This window comes from Sphingobacterium wenxiniae (assembly GCF_900116225.1).
GTDB lineage: Bacteria > Bacteroidota > Bacteroidia > Sphingobacteriales > Sphingobacteriaceae > Sphingobacterium > Sphingobacterium wenxiniae.
Map to the genome: position 1 here is coordinate 180,008 of NZ_FOZZ01000001.1, position 17,967 is coordinate 197,974.

Sequence of the window (17,967 nt, forward strand, 5' to 3'; positions counted from 1 at the left end):
GATCCTGTGATAGGTTTATATTAAAGCTGAATAGAACATTGACGTTATTGGTGTTGATTGAGTTTTGATCGACTTCGCAGCAAGACATTATGCAATATGTTCTAGTATATGCCTTTCTTGACTAATAGCTTGACCACATTTAATGTGTATGTATACTTATTCTTTTACTTTTGATGATTTTTCGCAATGACTTAAAATAATTGAGGATGGTATTATTAAAAAAACCACCGTCGTGTATAATCTATTTTATTCTAATCAAAAACCGACCTCTTTTTTATATTTTTTTAAAGGCTTTTCTAATGATGTGACACGGAGAGAGCCCAATTGTGTATGATAACTTTATGTTTCCCGATAGGGAGGCCACCCTTTGTATATACGAATGCATTAACCTACCGTCTATTGCACATAAATAGTATTTAGTGAGTGACTATTGTCCTCACCCTACGGCGTCACAAGCAGCCTCAAAGTTGTTTATTTATGGGTCGTACACGTACTTTCTATACAAAACCATATTCACTTAAAAATCGACAGGAATGACAGGAAGTCCGCTAATGTGTTTCTTTTGTTCGAGATAACGCGAGACATTGCGTATACGGTGTTTTGAAAAATATATGCAAAAACTTAAGGTTGTACGAAGTATTGCAATCCTGCTTATACAACAAGTTTATCAAGAGGCTTTGCTATATTCTCAATCTTAAATAGAGCCCACCTATGTGCTTCTTTTTGCTATCACAGTCGATCCGCAAAATCTATGTGGTACCGTCAAGAACGTTGTATATTTTGATAAAAGAATTTAGTGAGTGACTATTGTCCTCACCCCACGGCGTAACAAGCAGTCTCGTTATATTTATTATCTCAATCAAACCCTGTTTCGTTGTAATTACCATACACTACAAGACTCAATAAGTGATTGTGAATACTTATCATGCGATACAGTCGCATATCTGATAAATCCTCTTTTCAAACGAGGATGAGTGAAGTTCCTAAACTAATAAATGCTCCTATCTTCAACCGCTTTATATATCCTAATTTTCAAAAAAGTTCGTTCAAAATCTGACAGAAAGCCCGCCATTGTGTTTTTTGTTAAAGCTAACGAGGAACGCTTTGAATATACTCTATCGTAATATATGCCTGCCCAAACAAGGTCGTTAGATAGATTCCTGCTTACAAAGCAAATTTATCAAGAGGCTTTGCAGTATCTTCAATCTTAAATAGAGCCCACCATTGTATTCATTTCAAAACTAAATAGGAGTCTATTTGCGAAGACTATCGAGTACAAGCGCAAGGACATTGTATATTTTGACAAAAGAATTTAGTGAGTGATTATTATCCTCACTCTACGGCGTCACAAGCAGCCTCGTTATGTTGTCTTAATGTTTTTTAATTTTTCATTTTGACTTTTCAATTTCAATACCAATACGTCAAAGAACATCCAGCTATTGCTGTTCGTTACAATAATCCGTAACTTTAGACCAAAGTTATTTCATTACATATTATTTTCGGGTATGGTATTCTACCGATTTACCGGTAAAAAACCAGTCCATAATTTTCATTAATTATGAATACTATTTTTAAAGAAAAAAACGAAACCATGCATATCGGTCATAATATAAAACGCATCCGTGAGATCCAGGGAATCAAACAGGAAGCTTTCGGTCAACTTTGCCGCAATAGGTATTCTCAGCAGCGGATATCGGACTTTGAAAATATGGTCGCTCTGGACGAACCTCTTTTAGAAGAGTTGGCCGCTGCCCTAGGAGTAACACCTGAATTTGTGAAGTCTTTCAAAGATGAACATGTAATTTATAATATACAGCATAACAACAATTCGACGTTCAGTGATAACTCAATAGGCCTAAACGCACAACCCACCTTTAACAATGATGGTTCGGACAAACTGGTAGCACTGCTTGAAAAGTTTATTGAGGAAGACCGTGTCAAGACACAATCCATTGCTGAGCTAAGCAAAGCTGTATTGGATCTCACCAATGAGGTTAAAAAAATGAAAGAAGGGAAATAGATTTTTCTCATTCTAATGTTCACTAAAAAGGTGTGTTCAGCAGGAATGAACACACCTTTTTAATGAACGGTAACTGTATTATCAAAGTTCGAACGTGTAGTTTTATTGAAAAGTTATCTTCCCAATGCCTTACGACGTTCGATTTCGGCCTGTAAACTTTGGAACCAAGCTTGATATACCTGAGGTTCATAGATCATTTGCTCTTTTGTATCCTTATTGACTTGTCCCCAGTAACCGCTACGGCTTGACTCAGCACCTTCATACAGGGTAATCTTCACTTCCGTCACGGTTTCATTTACTTCTTCCACATAGAACATAGCTTTGGATGTATTCGCATCTTTGGAGCTACCCCATAAGGCGCGTTGCATATTGGCGTTTTTATTTTCTATACGCTTGCTGGCGTTGATTAGACCTGTTTCCTTATCGGCGCGATCGACGATGTAGCTTTCCGACTGTAGCAAACTGATAACTGATTTAAAGACAATATCTTGGTCAGATTCGAATTGTTTGGTGGTCATCATCTTTACCTCTGCAGGCGATCTGGTAACCATTTGCGTTGCACAGGAGCTGAATAGCATGATGACACACAATAGCGCAATAATTTTCTTCATTTTCATATGTATAAAATTTGATTTTTTAATGGCCATATGGATTATCCATCTTTTATTCATCGGTGTTTGTGTTTTTCAAACATGGATATTTCATATATGTTTTAAGGTTAATAAGCAGTGGATACCACGGAGTAATCCGCAACAACATCTTTTTCATCGAAGGTGATAATCAGATCAAAAGATTTGCTACTGCTGCTTTGACTGGCACGCTGCCCGGCAAAGAAGTCGGTTGATCCCGCTTTATGTTCAACAGACATCTTGTTGTAGCTCCAAACTTCACGGTTCGATTTGTTTTTTGAAACGAGATTCGGTGAGCCGAATAGTTTGAGGATCTCATCTTGTGTTGTTTCACCTTTGACAACTTTACTTTTGACCACGCCTATGGTCAGGTTACTTTTTTCAGCAGCTCCATCCGAGCCATACTTATAACTGTTGCATGCGCCCAGCGTTAAAATCAATAATCCTGAAAGTAGTGTTTTATACATCTTTTAAAATTTTTGCAAACATATTCCCTTCATTCGAACAAACATTACGTGTAACCGTAAGGAATGTTATTCCCTGATGGTTAAACTTGCTACAAAGTAAATGTTGTCGTATGCATCCTATGTACACAGGTCAGTAATCAACTGTGCACATACAGTGCACACAAAAATTGTATCTTCGCATATAGACAATAAATTAGTCAATGGCCACCAACAAACACGCAATTATCCGCTACGAAGCTTTAGATAGATGTTTCTCGAATAGAGGACGCAAGTTTTTTATCGACGATCTTATCCAATATGTATCGGAGGCGTTAACCGACTATACCGGCAAAGATTCTTCTATTTCCCGTAGACAAATCCTGAAAGACATGGACTTTATGCGCAGTGAAGCCGGTTTCCGCGCGCCGGTAGAATCTTGTAAGGAAGGAAAAAAGACCTACTACCGTTATGCTGATAGGAACTATTCATTGGCCATGCAGCAGATCAATCCAGTCGAAGCCGATCTGCTCAAAACGACACTGGATATGTTGGGAAGATTTAAAGGTTTGCCACAGTTTGACTTTGTTCAGGAACTGGCATTAAAACTCAAAAAGAGTTTTCAATTAGAAGATCTGGATGAATGTATTTTTTTCGACCAAAACGAATACTTGAAGAATCTCCACCTTTTAGGTGATTTGCTTAAATTCATACAGGAGAAACGCGTGTTACTCGTGCATTATAAATCTTTCAACCAGGATCAAGAAGAAGCTTTTTTGATTCATCCGTACTTTTTGAAACAGTACAATAAGCGGTGGTTTCTTTTCGGGCAGCGCGACGGCTTTGACTCTTGGACCAACCTGCCTCTTGATCGTGTGATTACTGTTGAAGCAACAGAAGGTATTGAATTTATTCCTCGGACGGAAACACATGACGACTATTTCGAAGATGTTATAGGTGTCAGTAAGCCTATTGGCGCCCAATGTCAGTTCGTCAAAATCAAAATTGAAAAATCGCTTTGGCCATATATTGAATCCAAGCCTTTGCACCCCTCTCAAACTGTAGTAGAACGTACGGATACCTATACGGTGATTCAGTTAGAGGTACTGCCGAATTATGAATTTTATGCTCAGATACTGGCGCTTGGGTCTGCAGTTGAGCTCTTAGAACCTATGGAGGTACGAGCTGTAATTCGTCAAAAACTAGAAGAAAGTGTTGAGAGATATATGAAATAATATCAGCTGTGCACATTGAGTGCACAGATTGCTTAGACCTTTATATCAATATGTCAAATGCAAAATTCGAAGTATTTGTGAGCTCTAGGAATTCACAATACTATTTTAGGTTAAAGTCCGGTAATGGTGAGATTATTCTCGGCAGTGAGGGTTATGTATCCAAACAAGGTTGTTTAAATGGGATTGCATCAGTCAAAGCCAACGCCCCATACGATAGCCGGTACGAAAGGAAAGATAGTTTTCAGAACTATACGTTTAATTTAAAAGCTATCAATGGTGAGATCATTGGACGTAGTGAAAACTATGTTTCATCTGCGGGTAGAGAAAATGGAATAACAGCGGTTAAACGAGATGCTCCTGTCGCTAGGATAGACGATTTAGCTTAATTAAGACTTGTCGTCTTCAGCGTAGTCGAAATGTATTTTAGCCTTTCTTACAATCTTTGACTACGCTCTGACAATAATTTGCTTTACGTTATAAACTAAAAAACAACTTATTTCTATGAATAGAAAAAGAACAGTATTTCTACTCGGCGCCGGCGCTGCACTAGATTGGCACAATGCACCAACTACCACATCACTAACAAATTTTCTTAAATGTGCAGGTCCTAAGAATGGTAAAGGAGAGTATATAACAAAATATATTTTTGATTATTTCAAGGATAAGTATACGGAAGAGTTGAATTTTGAGGGACTAATCGACATCGTCGAGCAGTGTCTGCAGTTTTGGTCCACAAAAGATTCTTCTTGCACTATCGCCAATTCGCTTATTCGTCCAGATGACGAATTTTGGAAAAATACTATCGATTATAAATATTTCAATCCCGAAAGAGATTTTGGTGGTGACCGTCAGCAGACTGAAGAATCTAAGTTTTTCGCAAAGTTGCTGATAAATATATTAGACGGAATTTCAGACAAAATACTTGGCTACAGCTTTTTATACGTATAATAAAAACAAAATCATTGAGGAGCAAGAGAATGCTGAAATCGTACATCTTGCAACCGAGTACATAAAGAAATTAATAAAAAACAACGTTTTACGTATTTATTCATTAAACTATGACCGCGTCATGCAAGCTGTATTCCAGGAAGCAGGCGTTAAGGTTTTTCAAGGCTTCATACCCGATGATATCGTGCCTAAAGAGGGCAATCAGTCACAATATCCCGATACAAAAAGGATTTTGACTTCGTTTGATGAACATTGCATATACCATTTACACGGTAATATTTACTGGAAACCGGACAACGTTAATCCTAATGGTTTAGATGGCTATAGTTTCCACAATGTTTATTTTCCACTTATACTTTCGAATAACGGCCACCAGCATTTCACTACGGAAAAGAACAAACCTCTTTTTCTGTCCAATATTATAACAGGATATAGTAAGGTTCAACGAACTAACCTTACACCTTTTAAACAGATGGCATCTGCTTTTGACATCGACTGCCATACAGCTGATGAAATCGTAATTGTAGGCTATTCTTTCGGCGATGATCATATCAACGACACTATTCGACAGGCCAAAAAGGCAAATCCACTACTCAAAATAATTATTATAACACCTGCAAGTAGTAAAGAATGTCAAAAACACTGGCAACGGAAAGTTCTGTTTGAAATTCTGTCACATATTGCAAGCATAAAAGATTTTGTCTTTGAAAATCAATTAAACTCAGTACATTCAAAACAATATTATACGACGATATACTTTCAAACCTGGAAGGAGTATATGGTTTCAAATCTTCAATCACATCCATAATAACAGCATTTTCAGTATATTTGGTAGCAATTGAAGAATATCAATCCAATAGAGAATATGGCCAGATCCAATTTCCAATTTTTAGAAGAAGAATATGCCTTGCTTTATAACTTAGCACAGGCTGCCGAGTACAACCTATATCAAGATCCGGCGACCTCCTTATTTAAGTTGCGTCAATATGGAGAATATATGGCCAAGCAGATATTCGAAACGTACGGAATGGAATTGCCAGAAGACACGAAATTTCAGAACCTTGTATATGTTCTGAGAAATCAAGGTATTCTTCCAAGTAATGTGATCGACCATTTTACCATTCTTCGTAAACAAGGCAATGATGCTGTCCATGAATATATAGGCACCACAGAAGGAGCTACATCATCACTTTTTTCGGCTTTTAAGTTAGGGAAATGGTTTTATGAGTCGTACTCCGTAAAAAATAGAGATATTTCTGCATTCCGTTTCAGTAAGCCGGAAAATCTAGATACCCGGCATGCCCTACACATCTTAGAGGAAGAAAATAAGGTCTTAAAGCAACAATATGAAAAGGCCATTGCAGCGCATAAACCAGTCAGTCTAGAGGAGCAACAAGCTTTCACGGAACGTGCCAAACGATCTGCGAACAAGCTTGATATGGACGAGGCGCAGACACGTGAGCTTATTGATGTTAATCTACGCAAGATGGGATGGGAAGCAGACACCAAATTGCTAAATGCTAAAACCCATAAAAGTCAACCAGAAAGAGGTCGTAATATGGCCATTGCGGAATGGCCCGTCAAAGGTGGCTATGCAGACTATGCACTATTCATTGGGACTAGTCTGTATGGTGTGATCGAAGCTAAAAAATATGGTCAGGATATATCTACTAATCTGGATCAAAGTAAACGCTATGCATTAAATATTGTACCTCAGGAAGGAGTCGATATTTTGGGCGATTGGGATGGCTATAAAGTACCGTTCCTCTATTCCACCAATGGAAGGGAATATCTGCAACAGATAGCGACCAAAAGCGGTGTTTGGTATTTGGATGTTCGTCAAAAGTATAACAATTCCAAATCCATCAAAGGATTTCACAGCCCGGAAGATTTGCAGAAGAAATTCGAGCAAGATATCGCCCTTGCTAATAAAAAACTTAAAGAGAATTCCCTGGATTTCTTACAGCTCAAAACAGGACTTAGCCTGCGTGATTACCAGATTAGAGCAATCCAAGCTGTTGAAAATGTGATTGTCCATCATCCAGATATAAACCGTGCTTTATTGGCTATGGCTACCGGTACAGGTAAAACCCGTACCATCATTGGTTTGGCTTATCGACTGATACAGACCAACCGTTTCAAACGTATTCTTTTTTTAGTCGATCGGACACTCTTGGCCAAACAGGCTTTAGATGGATTTAAGGATTATAAAGTGGATGATCTGAAAAGCTTTAGTGATATATACCATATTGATGGATTGAAAACAACTTGGCCGGATATCGATAGCCGCATTCATTTTGCGACCGTACAAAGCATGGTCAAAAGGCTATATCATAACGATAGTGAAGATAAAGCTTTGAGCATAGACGCCTATGACTGTATTATCGTGGACGAAGCTCACCGTGGCTATTTATTGGATAAAGAAATGGATGATGAAGAAATCTATTTCAAGAATCAGGATGATTATGTCAGCAAGTACCGTCAGGTGCTGGATTACTTCGATGCTTTCGCCGTCGGGTTAACGGCCACGCCTGCATTGCATACCACGGAAATTTTCAACAAACCGGTATTCAACTATGGTTTACGGGAGGCGGTGTTAGACGGTTACTTGATAGATCAGGATCCGCCAATCAAGATTACGACCAAGCTGTCCGAGGAAGGTATTGTCTGGGAGAAGGGTGAAAAACCGACTGTATACGACAAAGAAGGTAACCAGATTGTAGAGCTAGAAGAATTGGAAGATGAGCTGAAGTTCGATGTTTCTGGTTTCAACAAGCGTATCATTACCGAGAATTTTAACCGCACGGTACTCCGGGAACTGGTGAATCATATAGACCCCGATGGTGAAGCGAAGACCTTGATCTTTGCGGCCACAGATGAGCATGCGGATATGATCGTCAAAATTCTTAAAGAAGAATATTACGAAGCGGGTATCCCGGTACCCGACGATGCGGTAGTAAAAATTACCGGAAAATCGGATCAACCGGAAGATAAAGTAAAACGGTATAAAAACGAGAAATATCCCAATATTGCTGTTACCGTGGATTTGTTGACCACCGGTATCGATGTGCCAAAGATATGCAACTTGGTGTTTATGCGTCGAGTGCGCTCGCGCATCCTCTATGATCAGATGATCGGCCGTGCCACACGGCTTTGTCCTGAAATCAATAAGGAAAGCTTTCGGGTTTTTGATGCGGTCAATTTGTACGAAAATATTAAAGATTACACCGAGATGAAGCCCTTAGTTGTTAATCCTACCGCTGATTTTAGAACCTTGAGTGAGGAGTTTCAACATATACAATCGGAGGATAGAGCTGCCCAACAAGTAGATCAGATCATCGCTAAATTGCAACGTAAGAAACGTGCCAAAGGTCTCGACACGGAAAAGGTAAAGTATTTTACCGGATCCGATTCTTTGGATGATTTTATAGCCAGCATCCGGGAAAAGCCCATAACAGAACAAATTGAACGGCTATCGGAAACGAACGAACTTTGGAAATACTTAGATGAATTCAAGCCGACTCCCGGACATCAATTCTACTCCAATCACGCAGATGTATTGAGAGATGTTACGGTTGGTTATGGAGATTCAGAAAAACCAGAGGACTATATCGAAGGATTCAAACAGTTCTTAGAAGAAAATCAAAATAAGATTGCTGCATTAAGACTCATTGCAACAGCCCCCACGCAGTTAAAACGTGCTGATTTGAAAGAACTGATCATATTGCTAGACACCAAAGGTTACACACTTCGAACCCTACGTGAAGCATGGAAAAATGTCAATAGGCAGGATGTAGCAGCCGATATTATTGCTTACATACGTACATTGATGCTAGGATCAGCATTGATAAGTAGAGAAGATCGTGTCAAACAGGCGTTTGAAAAATTGTACCAAGAGCAAAACTGGACGGTGCCTCAAAAGAATCTTCTTCAACGCATAGAGAAACAAATGATCGCTGAGGCTATCGTTACCGTCGAAGATTTAGACAAAGAACCTTTTGATGAAATGGGCGGCTTTGATCGGATCAATAAAAGATTTGAAAATCAATTACCGGATATCTTGCAAAGAATTTATACGTATCAATGGTTGGATATTAGTGGTTAGGTATCAGTGGTTAGTTGTTAGATGATATGAAGGAGAATAACATAAAAGACAAGAGTTTTGCGTTTGCGGTTCGTGTGGTACGATTGTATCAACACGTAACGGAGCAAAAAAGAGAGTATATACTTTCTAAACAAATACTTAGAAGTGGAACATCTGTGGGGGCTATGATTAGAGAAGCAGAGCATGGACAAAGCAAGGCAGATTTTATCCATAAATTTGCCATTGCTCAAAAAGAGATAAATGAAACAATCTATTGGTTAGAGCTTCTAAAAGCGACGGATTACATAAATGAAAGTCAATTCAATAGTTTAAATATTGATGCCGTAGAATTAATTAAAATTATCACTACCATCATCAAAACCACCAAAAGAAATCTAAACACTAACAACTAACAACTTATCACTAATAACTAAAAAAGATGAGCGCAGAAGAAATTGCACAAAAACTCTGGAACCTCTGTAATGTCCTACGTGACGATGGAGTGACCTATCACCAATATTTAAATGAACTGACGTATATTCTGTTTCTGAAACTGTCGGAGGTGCGGAAGTTTGACCAGGAAATACCCGAAGAATACCGTTGGGAAAGATTTAAATCTATAAAAGATAACAAAGAGCTATACGATACCTATCGTGAATTGCTGGCTACCATCTCTGCGAAGACTGAGAATGCCACGATTAAGGAAATCTACACCAATGCATCAAGCATGCTACGTAAGCCGGTCAATCTACGTACGCTAGTGACAGCCATTGACGGGATCGATTGGTTTGAGGATACGGAAAAAGACCAGATCGCAACCATCTACGAGGAACTGTTAGAGAAAAACGCCAACGAAAAGAAATCCGGAGCAGGACAATATTTTACCCCTCGCCCGTTGATCAATGTGATGGTCGATCTGCTGGTTCCCGAGATCGGCGAACGATGGAACGACCCCGCAGCAGGAACTTTTGGTTTTATGATCGCGGCCGATCATTATCTGAAAGAAAAAACGGACAGCTATTTTACCCTCACAGATAAAGAGAGACGGTTTCAAAAGCACGAGGCCTTTACCGGTTGCGAACTTGTACAGGATGCCCATCGTTTAGCTTTGATGAACGCTAAACTGCATGGTATCGAATCGCCCATAGCACTAGCAGATACACTTAGCCAGGAAGGTGAAGCCTTTAAAAACTACGATGGGGTATTGGCAAATCCACCCTTCGGAACAAAAAAAGGAGGTGAACGGCCAACACGTACGGACCTGACATTCCTCAGCTCAAACAAGCAGCTGAACTTTCTGCAACACATCTACCGCTCCCTTAAAAAAGACGGTAAAGCTCGGGCGGCCGTAGTATTACCGGACAATGTGCTGTTTGAAGATGGTGACGGTTTGAAAATCCGTCGTGACCTGATGGATAAGTGCACGCTCCATACTATACTGCGCTTGCCTACGGGTATATTTTATGCGGCCGGTGTCAAGACGAACGTTTTGTTCTTCACCCGTGGCAAGACCGAAACCGGAAACACTAAAAACGTATGGGTGTACGATATGCGTACCAATGCACCTAGCTTTGGTAAACGCACGCCATTCACCCGTGCAGCATTTGCCGATTTTGTAAAAGCATATACTGGCGGTATTTCTATTGATGAAGTCAAAGACAATTGGCAAGGCGATATCGATGAAACCAAGCGTGCTGAAATAGCCGAAGAAGATAACCGTTGGCAAGTATTCACTCGGGATGCTATTGCAGACAAAGGAGATTCGCTGGATATTGGGTTAATTGCAGATAGCTCATTGAGCAACGGCGAGGATCTTGGCGAACCGATTGATATTGCTCGTGAAGCTATGCTTGAACTGCAAGCAATCAACAAAGAGTTAGAGGATTTGATAAAGGAGTTGAGCTGATGGAGAATACATTACCGAAGGGGTGGGTGGAGACCGAATTGGGAAATATCTCGATAATCCAAAGTGGTGGAACTCCATCCAGGGGGAAAAAAAACTATTGGGATGGTGACATTCCTTGGGTAAAAATATCGGATATTAAGGGATTTTATGTCGATTATACCGAGGAATTTATAACAGAAGCAGGTCTGAAAAACTCGTCTGCACGTGTTTTTCCAAGGGGAACAATTCTCTTCACAATATTTGCAACTATAGGTAAGATAGGAATTTTAAACATTGATGCAGCTACTAATCAAGCCATTGCAGGAATTACTCCCATCAAACAGATAAACCACAAATATTTAGTTTATATTCTTGTTGAATTATCACGAAGTTTACAAGATGTAGGAAAGGGGGTAGCTCAAAAAAACATTAACCAAACCATTTTAAAGAATTTACAGATCCCCTTTCCTCCTCTCCCCGAACAAGAACGCATAGTCGCTAAGCTCGACAAACTCTTTGCACAGCACGAGAAGATAAAAAAAGCGCTCGACCGCATTCCGCAATTGCTTAAAACCTTTCGGCAGCAGGTGTTGACGCAAGCAGTCACCGGAAAATTAACGGAACAATGGCGCGAAGGGAAGGAGTTGGAGGAGTGGAGAACTTGCGAGCTAAATTCTGTATTGAAAGAAAAGGGAATATTTGACGGCCCCTTTGGCTCTAATTTGAAAACAGAAGATTATACAGAGTCAGGTGTTCGAGTTGTCAGATTGGAAAATATTGAGCAGCTTGTTTTCTTAAATAACAAGAAAACATACATTTCATTAGGCAAATATGAGTTGCTGAAGAAACATGAAGTGTTTGAAGGAGATATTATATTTTCATCTTTTATTGCAGACAAAATACGAGCATGTATTTTACCGTATACAGGTGAAAAAATGATAGCGAAAGCAGACTGTTTCTGTTTAAGACCAAACTATTCACTGATTGAAGGACGGTATATGATCTATTTACTTGTCAGTCCGCCTACGTTTGGAGATCTGGCTCGAGAGACGAGAGGAGCAACTAGGCCCAGGATTAATACAACTATCTTGAAAAAGCTAATAATCTCACTTCCGTCGCTCCAAGAACAACAAGAAATTGTTCGTCGAGTGGAAAGCCTATTTGCCAAAGCTGATGCCATCGAAGCTCGCTATCAAAAACTAAAAGAAAAAATAGAAGCTTTACCGCAGGCCATCTTACACAAAGCTTTCAAAGGCGAGCTAGTTCCTCAACTCCCTACTGATGGCGATGCTAAGGATTTGTTAGCGGCAATTATGGCGTTGAAGAAAGAGGTGAAGGGGAAGAAGTGAACGTAGAGGATATGCAGAAAATAATTTGTCTGTCGTGTTTCGACAGGGTTTATCCTGACGAAGGAAGGGCTCAACATGACAAACAATTTCGCTCAACGTGACAAACGGCGTGTCACCCTGAGCCTGTCGAGGGGTGAGCACTTCATCAAGTCGTTATTAGCTCAGTCGAAATACAGATCTAAAACAGGAAAATAGAGTACATCAAAACAGTGTCAGAAATATTTTGCAGATGATTACTAAAGAAATGGTATACAGGCTGGTTAATAAGCGAAAATTACGGGAGCACGTGGGATGCAGGTATTTCAAAAAATATTTATTGGTAATCAAAGGTTCGCATTCCATTTTCTACAAGAATTACTATGATTGGAGAAAGGTCTGTAAAGAATATCGAGATGTGGATGACGCTGTACGATTCAATGACGCTTGGAGATGGCGAAAACAAAAAGCCATAATTCGTTCATTTCATAATCTGATCGTTGCTTTTCGTTCATATCTTGAACATATCAAAGGTTTTGTGAAAAAAGAGCATACGAGTGATGAGTTTAGGGAATACATAGGTGGTCAATTAAGTGTTTTTGAAAATGATGAATTGACAAATTTTGTTGTTGTTTTACGAGACATGATGGTTCATCGGCAAATTTACCCTTTGGTCTCTAAGGGAATTCTCAAAGACAATCATAAAAATAGAGAGAAGGACATGTATCATTTTCAAAGTATAAATCGAGAAAAAGTCGAAGAATATGTTAATTCTTCGATCCGTGACAAAATTAAAAAGGAAATAGTAACCACTTTTTTGCAAGCACAACCTCAAGATATCGATATCGAATCAATATTGGATCAGTATTTCATAGGAATAAACACACTACATCGTGAAATTATCTTTGGGTATATTTCTGCGTTTAAAGATGCACTTATGGTGTTTTCTGACGTAGCAGCTGTTCATCTTAAAGATTTCAATGATAATGACCCAATCAATCGACTGCAACTAAGGTATTTGCAGTTTATGCTGCATAATCATGAAAGATTTTGTCAATCAACTTCTACAGATAAATCATGAGCAAAACCATTCAAATACAAACACGATCGGTCATTGACTTTGAGAAGCTGTATGATTTTCTGTGGCAGTCAGACAAATCCGTTGTTGGGATAGGTCGTTCGCCAGATATCGTGTACTTTTACTGCAAAGGTTACTCTACCCGTGGTATTGACGTCTCCAAAGAAGATACAGGTTATCACGTCCGACTGACGACATTGGCCAATCCTGCGGACTATAAGTTGGCAAATAGTGTCGTACTGTTCTTTCGGATAAATAATCTAGACGCAGTTGTGAGGCTTGCCGATAACATAGTGGAATCCGTAAATGTTTTCTTGACAAATGAACTAATGGGTTACTTCAAACGGGATGCGGAGCTGGTCTATCAGTTAGCGAATCAGCATCAAACAGCCATAACCTTGTTTGCTGCTAATCAAGAATATTATCTAGGTGAGTATGCATTTTCCAAGATAGATATGGAGAAGTCAGATTGGGAAATACGCACCGAGAAACTCATACAGCAGGTATTGTACAAGTTACCTAAAAGCGAAAGTGACCATGTCATGCAGATTGGTGAAGGTGAAAATACTAAAACGGCCAAACTCGTTACTGCCGATGTGTCCTATGTCTTAAAGAAATATGATACACTCTTGTTTAACAAAAGTAAGGATAGCAATCAGATGCATGATTTGTTATTTCTGACCAATGACATCCTTAATGATAACTTGCCGCCATCTTGGGAACGTATAGACGACCACACTATTGTCGCACCTGCATTGGGATGGGAGGCGTATTTGGAGTATGTCAAAAGAATGACTCCTTTTCATCAACCTGAATTATTTTAATCTATGACAGAAGAAGAAAAAAATGCTTGGGCAAAGGCCTTTCAATATGCCTTCCAATACCTTGACGATAATCCATGGGATCCATTAAATAATCCAAAAAATTATGCAATCGAATTCAATGGAAAATATTATCCAAATAAACAGATATTAAAATATGCGGAGGAATACTTACAAAAGAACTTTCCAGAATTTCTAGATGTCCCACGTTTAAGCGGAGGAAAACCGATCAATGATTTCTTAGCTAGTAAAGGTGCGAATGCAGTGACATTGAAAGTTACGAATGAAAGCGTAAACGAGTTACAGAAATTATTTGACACCTTTAATCCAATGATTTATAATCTTGGTTGGTACTCCTTGCTAAAGAAATATACTGATATCATGCAGCAATTAAAGTCTGAGGTAGTTGCGAAAGTGATCACGTCCTATGAAATATTGAATCAACGTTTCAAAGAGCTTGCTGAGGATAACAACGATGATTTTTTAGATCGGTATCTTTTTATAAAAAAAAACGGACTAGCCTCTATAAGCCAACAAGTAATCAAAATCGATAATCGGGATCAAATTAGGTCTGCTGTAAACGAAAGGTTCAGCCGTTTAGAAGAAATCCTTTCCTCTATCGATAAGAGAAAGGTATATAATTTGACTCATAAATTGGTTAATCAGAATGCTTTGGCAGTGCTTCAGCGATTTACTCGAGCGATGTTTCCTAATGAATTTACCTCTATCGACGCTAGCAATCATTTTACTGTGCTAAAGAAAATTTTAAGAAATCAATTTGGCATCAAACTCAAATCAAAAGACAGCTTCGATCAACAAAATGAAGTTCTTAGCCTTATTGATTATACAGATGTATATAAAGCCCAAATGTTTTTTTGGGCGTTGAAGTCTGGAGATATTCCATCAAATAGTTCGGCAGAAATAAAATCACAAGAAATGAACCACCCTCTCAATCAAATCCTTTTTGGTCCTCCGGGAACCGGAAAGACCTATAACAGCATAGACAAAGCCGTAAACATAGCAACTGGTCAATCAGGAACTCACGCCGAGAATAAAGTTGAGTTTGATCGACTACGTAAAGAAGGGCAGATTGAGTTCGTTACCTTCCATCAAGGTTATTCCTATGAGGATTTTATGGTCGGCATAAAGCCAAATACAGACAGGGAACAGTTAACCTTCAAACCACATAAAGGGATTTTCTATAGCTTGGTCGAGCGGGCAAAAGCAAATTATATTGCGCATAAAGATCAAAAGCAGGAATTAACATCTTTCGACACTGTCTTTGAAAAATTGATTGCACCACTCGAAGATGGACAGACCATTGAGATACCGATGAAAGGAGGTAACCCTTTAAAAATTACGAAGGTGGAAACGTCTGGAATTATTCGCTTTATAAAACCTGGAGGGTCAAGTAATACTACTTTGAATTTAGATAATCTACGTGAATATTTTAATAGTACAAAGAAATTCAACGGTGACGGTTTGGCTACCTATTACGAGCCAATAGTTAAGCATCTAAAAGAACGCCAACAACCGGTAGCGGTACGAACGGCGTTGAAGAAGTTCGTGATCATTATTGACGAAATCAACCGTGCCAATATATCGAAAGTCTTTGGTGAACTGATTACCCTGCTCGAAGATGATAAGCGTATGGGAGCGGAAAATGCATTGTCCTTAACTTTGCCGAATGGTGAAACCGATTTCAGTATTCCTCCTAATGTACACATCATCAGTACGATGAATACAGCCGATAAATCCATTGCACTGGTAGATATTGCACTTCGTAGGCGTTTCGAATTTGAAGGATATTACCCAGATTATAATGCGCTTGCTGAACCCTCGTTAACAATCTTACAAAAGATTAATGAAGCCATCTATACACGTAAGAAAACGGCTGATTTTCTAATCGGACATGGTTACTTTATGAAAGGAGAACCACTGGATACGATTTTGATCAAAAAGATCATTCCCCTACTGATGGAATATTTTTCCGGACGTACAGAAGAAGTAAAGGAAATTTTAAAAGCTGCAGATATCAACGCTGAATATAGTACGTTGAATTATAGGTGGCATATCCATGCTATTACGATCGATGAAACGCATAAGTAGCTTCGAATTCGGACAGTCTTTTGGCATTACTTCCAGAAAGGAATTGGAAGGTTACCTTCATGCGGTTTGGAATGCCCATTATAATTACGAAGAAGAGAGTGCAATCTCGGAAAATATAACAGAGAATATCCAATCTCGACAAGGTATACTTCGCTTTGATGGGAATACAGCGAGAGCACGAAATTTCATTGGGTTTATTCAAAGCGAACACGAATCCATAGAGATATATCCAAAAATATTCCGTGAGGCTAATATGGAGAAGAGTATGATGCTCAAACATCTCTTTTATTGGTTTGACTATTGCCGAAAATGGAAATTTCCTTTCACAGACGTAAACCTGAGTAACTTACAAGATATCGATCTACCGGAATTGATTCTAAATTTGATTGCCAATCAGCTATACGAGGTTATCTCCACAAATCCGATTTCACTTTATCAGGACATGGAAGAGGCTATGCTGAAACCAAAAGGCTCGCTAAACTTCACTCGATATATTTCAAATAGCATGGCCAACGGTAATTTTCATGTATTAGAATGTGACCATCAACCCATGGAATATGATAATCGGCTTAATCGGACGATTAAATATGTAGCACGGTTGTTACTGTCCAAATCCCGATTTCCCGAAACCCGTCAGAAACTCGAGGATATTATTTTTATATTGGATGAAGTGGAAGATCAAGTTTGCCGCTCCTCTTTTTTAGATCATGTTCCGATCAGTCCATTTTATCAGGAATACCAAACGACGATCGGGCTTTGCCGAATGGTATTAGAGCAACATGTCTATAACCATCATTACGAAGATTCGAAACATTGGTCTTTGCTTTTGCCAATGGAATATGTATTTGAAGATTTTATTGCAGGATTTTTAGAACGGCATTTTTCGGCGGATTGGGAAGTAAAATATCAAAAATCGGATATGTTTCTGACAGACGAAAGGGTATTTCAGATGCAACATGACATTTTCTTAGTCTCTAAGAAAGATAATTCGATTAAAATTATCGTCGACACCAAGTATAAGTTGCGAGGTAACTTCAAAGATGACAAGAAAAAAGGGATAGCGCAAAGTGATCTTTACCAGATGACATCCTATGCATTCCGAAGAGGTTGCTGCAATGTACTTCTCTTATATCCCAATCAATCTGACGAGATTAAAGAAGATAACGGATTCCATATAAGTTCCGGCTTAGATGATAAACACAAGATAAAGGTCGTCGCGGCAGAAATTCCATTTTGGTCGCGTAGTGGTTATCAACATATAGACAGTATGCTTCACACATCTTTGGCAACTTTATTAGCTAATTTCTCAGCTTCACAAACTCTAAATACCTTCTCCCAGCATCGGTAATCTTATATGTTGATTGGGGTACATTGTAATGTTAGGATTGAA

Annotated in this window: 15 protein-coding genes; 13 read left to right on the top strand and 2 right to left on the bottom strand. The window is 38.9% G+C overall.

Annotated elements, in window-relative coordinates; translation table 11 throughout:
* Window positions 1–1,558 precede the first annotated feature (1,558 nt).
* Window positions 1,559–2,020: a helix-turn-helix domain-containing protein gene (locus tag BM375_RS00820; protein WP_093363267.1), complete on the top strand. Its 462-nt coding sequence runs from the start codon at window positions 1,559–1,561 to the stop codon at window positions 2,018–2,020.
* A 113-nt stretch (window positions 2,021–2,133) separates the two neighbouring features.
* On the opposite strand, the gene BM375_RS00825 is transcribed toward BM375_RS00820, so the two are convergent.
* Both BM375_RS00825 and BM375_RS00830 read right to left on the bottom strand, forming a co-directional pair.
* A complete protein-coding gene (locus BM375_RS00825; RefSeq protein WP_139227466.1) occupies window positions 2,134–2,631 on the bottom strand; it encodes a hypothetical protein in 498 nt (165 codons plus the stop codon).
* Window positions 2,632–2,738: 107 nt separating this feature from the next.
* Window positions 2,739–3,116 (bottom strand): hypothetical protein, encoded by a 378-nt coding sequence (locus BM375_RS00830; protein ID WP_093363269.1) that lies wholly within the window; start codon window positions 3,114–3,116, stop codon window positions 2,739–2,741.
* Window positions 3,117–3,316: 200 nt separating this feature from the next.
* Between BM375_RS00830 and BM375_RS00835 the strand changes: the two genes are divergently transcribed.
* The 12 genes from BM375_RS00835 to BM375_RS00890 all read left to right on the top strand — a co-directional run bounded on the left by BM375_RS00835 (window position 3,317) and on the right by BM375_RS00890 (window position 17,925).
* Window positions 3,317–4,327, top strand: a complete 1,011-nt coding sequence (locus BM375_RS00835) for a helix-turn-helix transcriptional regulator (protein WP_093363270.1) — start codon at window positions 3,317–3,319, stop codon at window positions 4,325–4,327.
* 50 nt (window positions 4,328–4,377) lie between these two features.
* Window positions 4,378–4,713 carry a YegP family protein gene (locus tag BM375_RS00840; protein WP_093363271.1) on the top strand — a complete coding sequence of 112 codons (336 nt, stop codon included), beginning with the start codon at window positions 4,378–4,380 and terminating at the stop codon, window positions 4,711–4,713.
* Between the two features lie 115 nt (window positions 4,714–4,828).
* A complete protein-coding gene (locus tag BM375_RS00845; RefSeq protein WP_093363272.1) occupies window positions 4,829–5,275 on the top strand; it encodes a hypothetical protein in 447 nt (148 codons plus the stop codon).
* Window positions 5,250–6,083 carry an SIR2 family protein gene (locus tag BM375_RS00850; protein ID WP_093363273.1) on the top strand — a complete coding sequence of 278 codons (834 nt, stop codon included), beginning with the start codon at window positions 5,250–5,252 and terminating at the stop codon, window positions 6,081–6,083. The genes BM375_RS00845 and BM375_RS00850 overlap by 26 nt, the downstream gene beginning before the upstream one ends.
* A 57-nt stretch (window positions 6,084–6,140) precedes the next feature.
* Window positions 6,141–9,380 carry a type I restriction-modification system endonuclease gene (gene hsdR / locus BM375_RS00855; protein WP_093363274.1) on the top strand — a complete coding sequence of 1,080 codons (3,240 nt, stop codon included), beginning with the start codon at window positions 6,141–6,143 and terminating at the stop codon, window positions 9,378–9,380.
* Between the two features lie 26 nt (window positions 9,381–9,406).
* Window positions 9,407–9,772 (top strand): four helix bundle protein, encoded by a 366-nt coding sequence (locus BM375_RS00860; RefSeq protein WP_093363275.1) that lies wholly within the window; start codon window positions 9,407–9,409, stop codon window positions 9,770–9,772.
* Between the two features lie 26 nt (window positions 9,773–9,798).
* The gene (locus BM375_RS00865; RefSeq protein WP_093363276.1) at window positions 9,799–11,265 is read left to right on the top strand and encodes a class I SAM-dependent DNA methyltransferase; all 1,467 of its coding nucleotides are present in this window, start codon (window positions 9,799–9,801) and stop codon (window positions 11,263–11,265) included.
* Window positions 11,265–12,593, top strand: a complete 1,329-nt coding sequence (locus tag BM375_RS00870) for a restriction endonuclease subunit S (RefSeq protein WP_093363277.1) — start codon at window positions 11,265–11,267, stop codon at window positions 12,591–12,593. The genes BM375_RS00865 and BM375_RS00870 overlap by 1 nt, the downstream gene beginning before the upstream one ends.
* A gap of 229 nt (window positions 12,594–12,822) precedes the next feature.
* A complete protein-coding gene (locus BM375_RS00875; RefSeq protein ID WP_093363278.1) occupies window positions 12,823–13,650 on the top strand; it encodes a hypothetical protein in 828 nt (275 codons plus the stop codon).
* Window positions 13,647–14,471, top strand: a complete 825-nt coding sequence (locus tag BM375_RS00880) for a hypothetical protein (RefSeq protein WP_093363279.1) — start codon at window positions 13,647–13,649, stop codon at window positions 14,469–14,471. The genes BM375_RS00875 and BM375_RS00880 overlap by 4 nt, the downstream gene beginning before the upstream one ends.
* Window positions 14,472–14,474: 3 nt before the next feature.
* The gene (locus tag BM375_RS17270; RefSeq protein ID WP_212611596.1) at window positions 14,475–16,577 is read left to right on the top strand and encodes an McrB family protein; all 2,103 of its coding nucleotides are present in this window, start codon (window positions 14,475–14,477) and stop codon (window positions 16,575–16,577) included.
* Window positions 16,561–17,925 (top strand): McrC family protein, encoded by a 1,365-nt coding sequence (locus BM375_RS00890; RefSeq protein ID WP_170852550.1) that lies wholly within the window; start codon window positions 16,561–16,563, stop codon window positions 17,923–17,925. The genes BM375_RS17270 and BM375_RS00890 overlap by 17 nt, the downstream gene beginning before the upstream one ends.
* The last annotated feature ends 42 nt before the right edge of the window (window positions 17,926–17,967 follow it).

Coding starts and splice junctions, on each gene's coding strand:
- BM375_RS00820 (WP_093363267.1), top strand. CDS start 1,559: ATGAATACTATTTTTAAAGAAAAAAACGAAACCATGCATATCGGTCAT.
- BM375_RS00825 (WP_139227466.1), bottom strand. CDS start 2,631: ATGAAGAAAATTATTGCGCTATTGTGTGTCATCATGCTATTCAGCTCC.
- BM375_RS00830 (WP_093363269.1), bottom strand. CDS start 3,116: ATGTATAAAACACTACTTTCAGGATTATTGATTTTAACGCTGGGCGCA.
- BM375_RS00835 (WP_093363270.1), top strand. CDS start 3,317: ATGGCCACCAACAAACACGCAATTATCCGCTACGAAGCTTTAGATAGA.
- BM375_RS00840 (WP_093363271.1), top strand. CDS start 4,378: ATGTCAAATGCAAAATTCGAAGTATTTGTGAGCTCTAGGAATTCACAA.
- BM375_RS00845 (WP_093363272.1), top strand. CDS start 4,829: ATGAATAGAAAAAGAACAGTATTTCTACTCGGCGCCGGCGCTGCACTA.
- hsdR (WP_093363274.1), top strand. CDS start 6,141: ATGGCCAGATCCAATTTCCAATTTTTAGAAGAAGAATATGCCTTGCTT.
- BM375_RS00860 (WP_093363275.1), top strand. CDS start 9,407: ATGAAGGAGAATAACATAAAAGACAAGAGTTTTGCGTTTGCGGTTCGT.
- BM375_RS00865 (WP_093363276.1), top strand. CDS start 9,799: ATGAGCGCAGAAGAAATTGCACAAAAACTCTGGAACCTCTGTAATGTC.
- BM375_RS00870 (WP_093363277.1), top strand. CDS start 11,265: ATGGAGAATACATTACCGAAGGGGTGGGTGGAGACCGAATTGGGAAAT.
- BM375_RS00875 (WP_093363278.1), top strand. CDS start 12,823: ATGATTACTAAAGAAATGGTATACAGGCTGGTTAATAAGCGAAAATTA.
- BM375_RS00880 (WP_093363279.1), top strand. CDS start 13,647: ATGAGCAAAACCATTCAAATACAAACACGATCGGTCATTGACTTTGAG.
- BM375_RS17270 (WP_212611596.1), top strand. CDS start 14,475: ATGACAGAAGAAGAAAAAAATGCTTGGGCAAAGGCCTTTCAATATGCC.
- BM375_RS00890 (WP_170852550.1), top strand. CDS start 16,561: ATGAAACGCATAAGTAGCTTCGAATTCGGACAGTCTTTTGGCATTACT.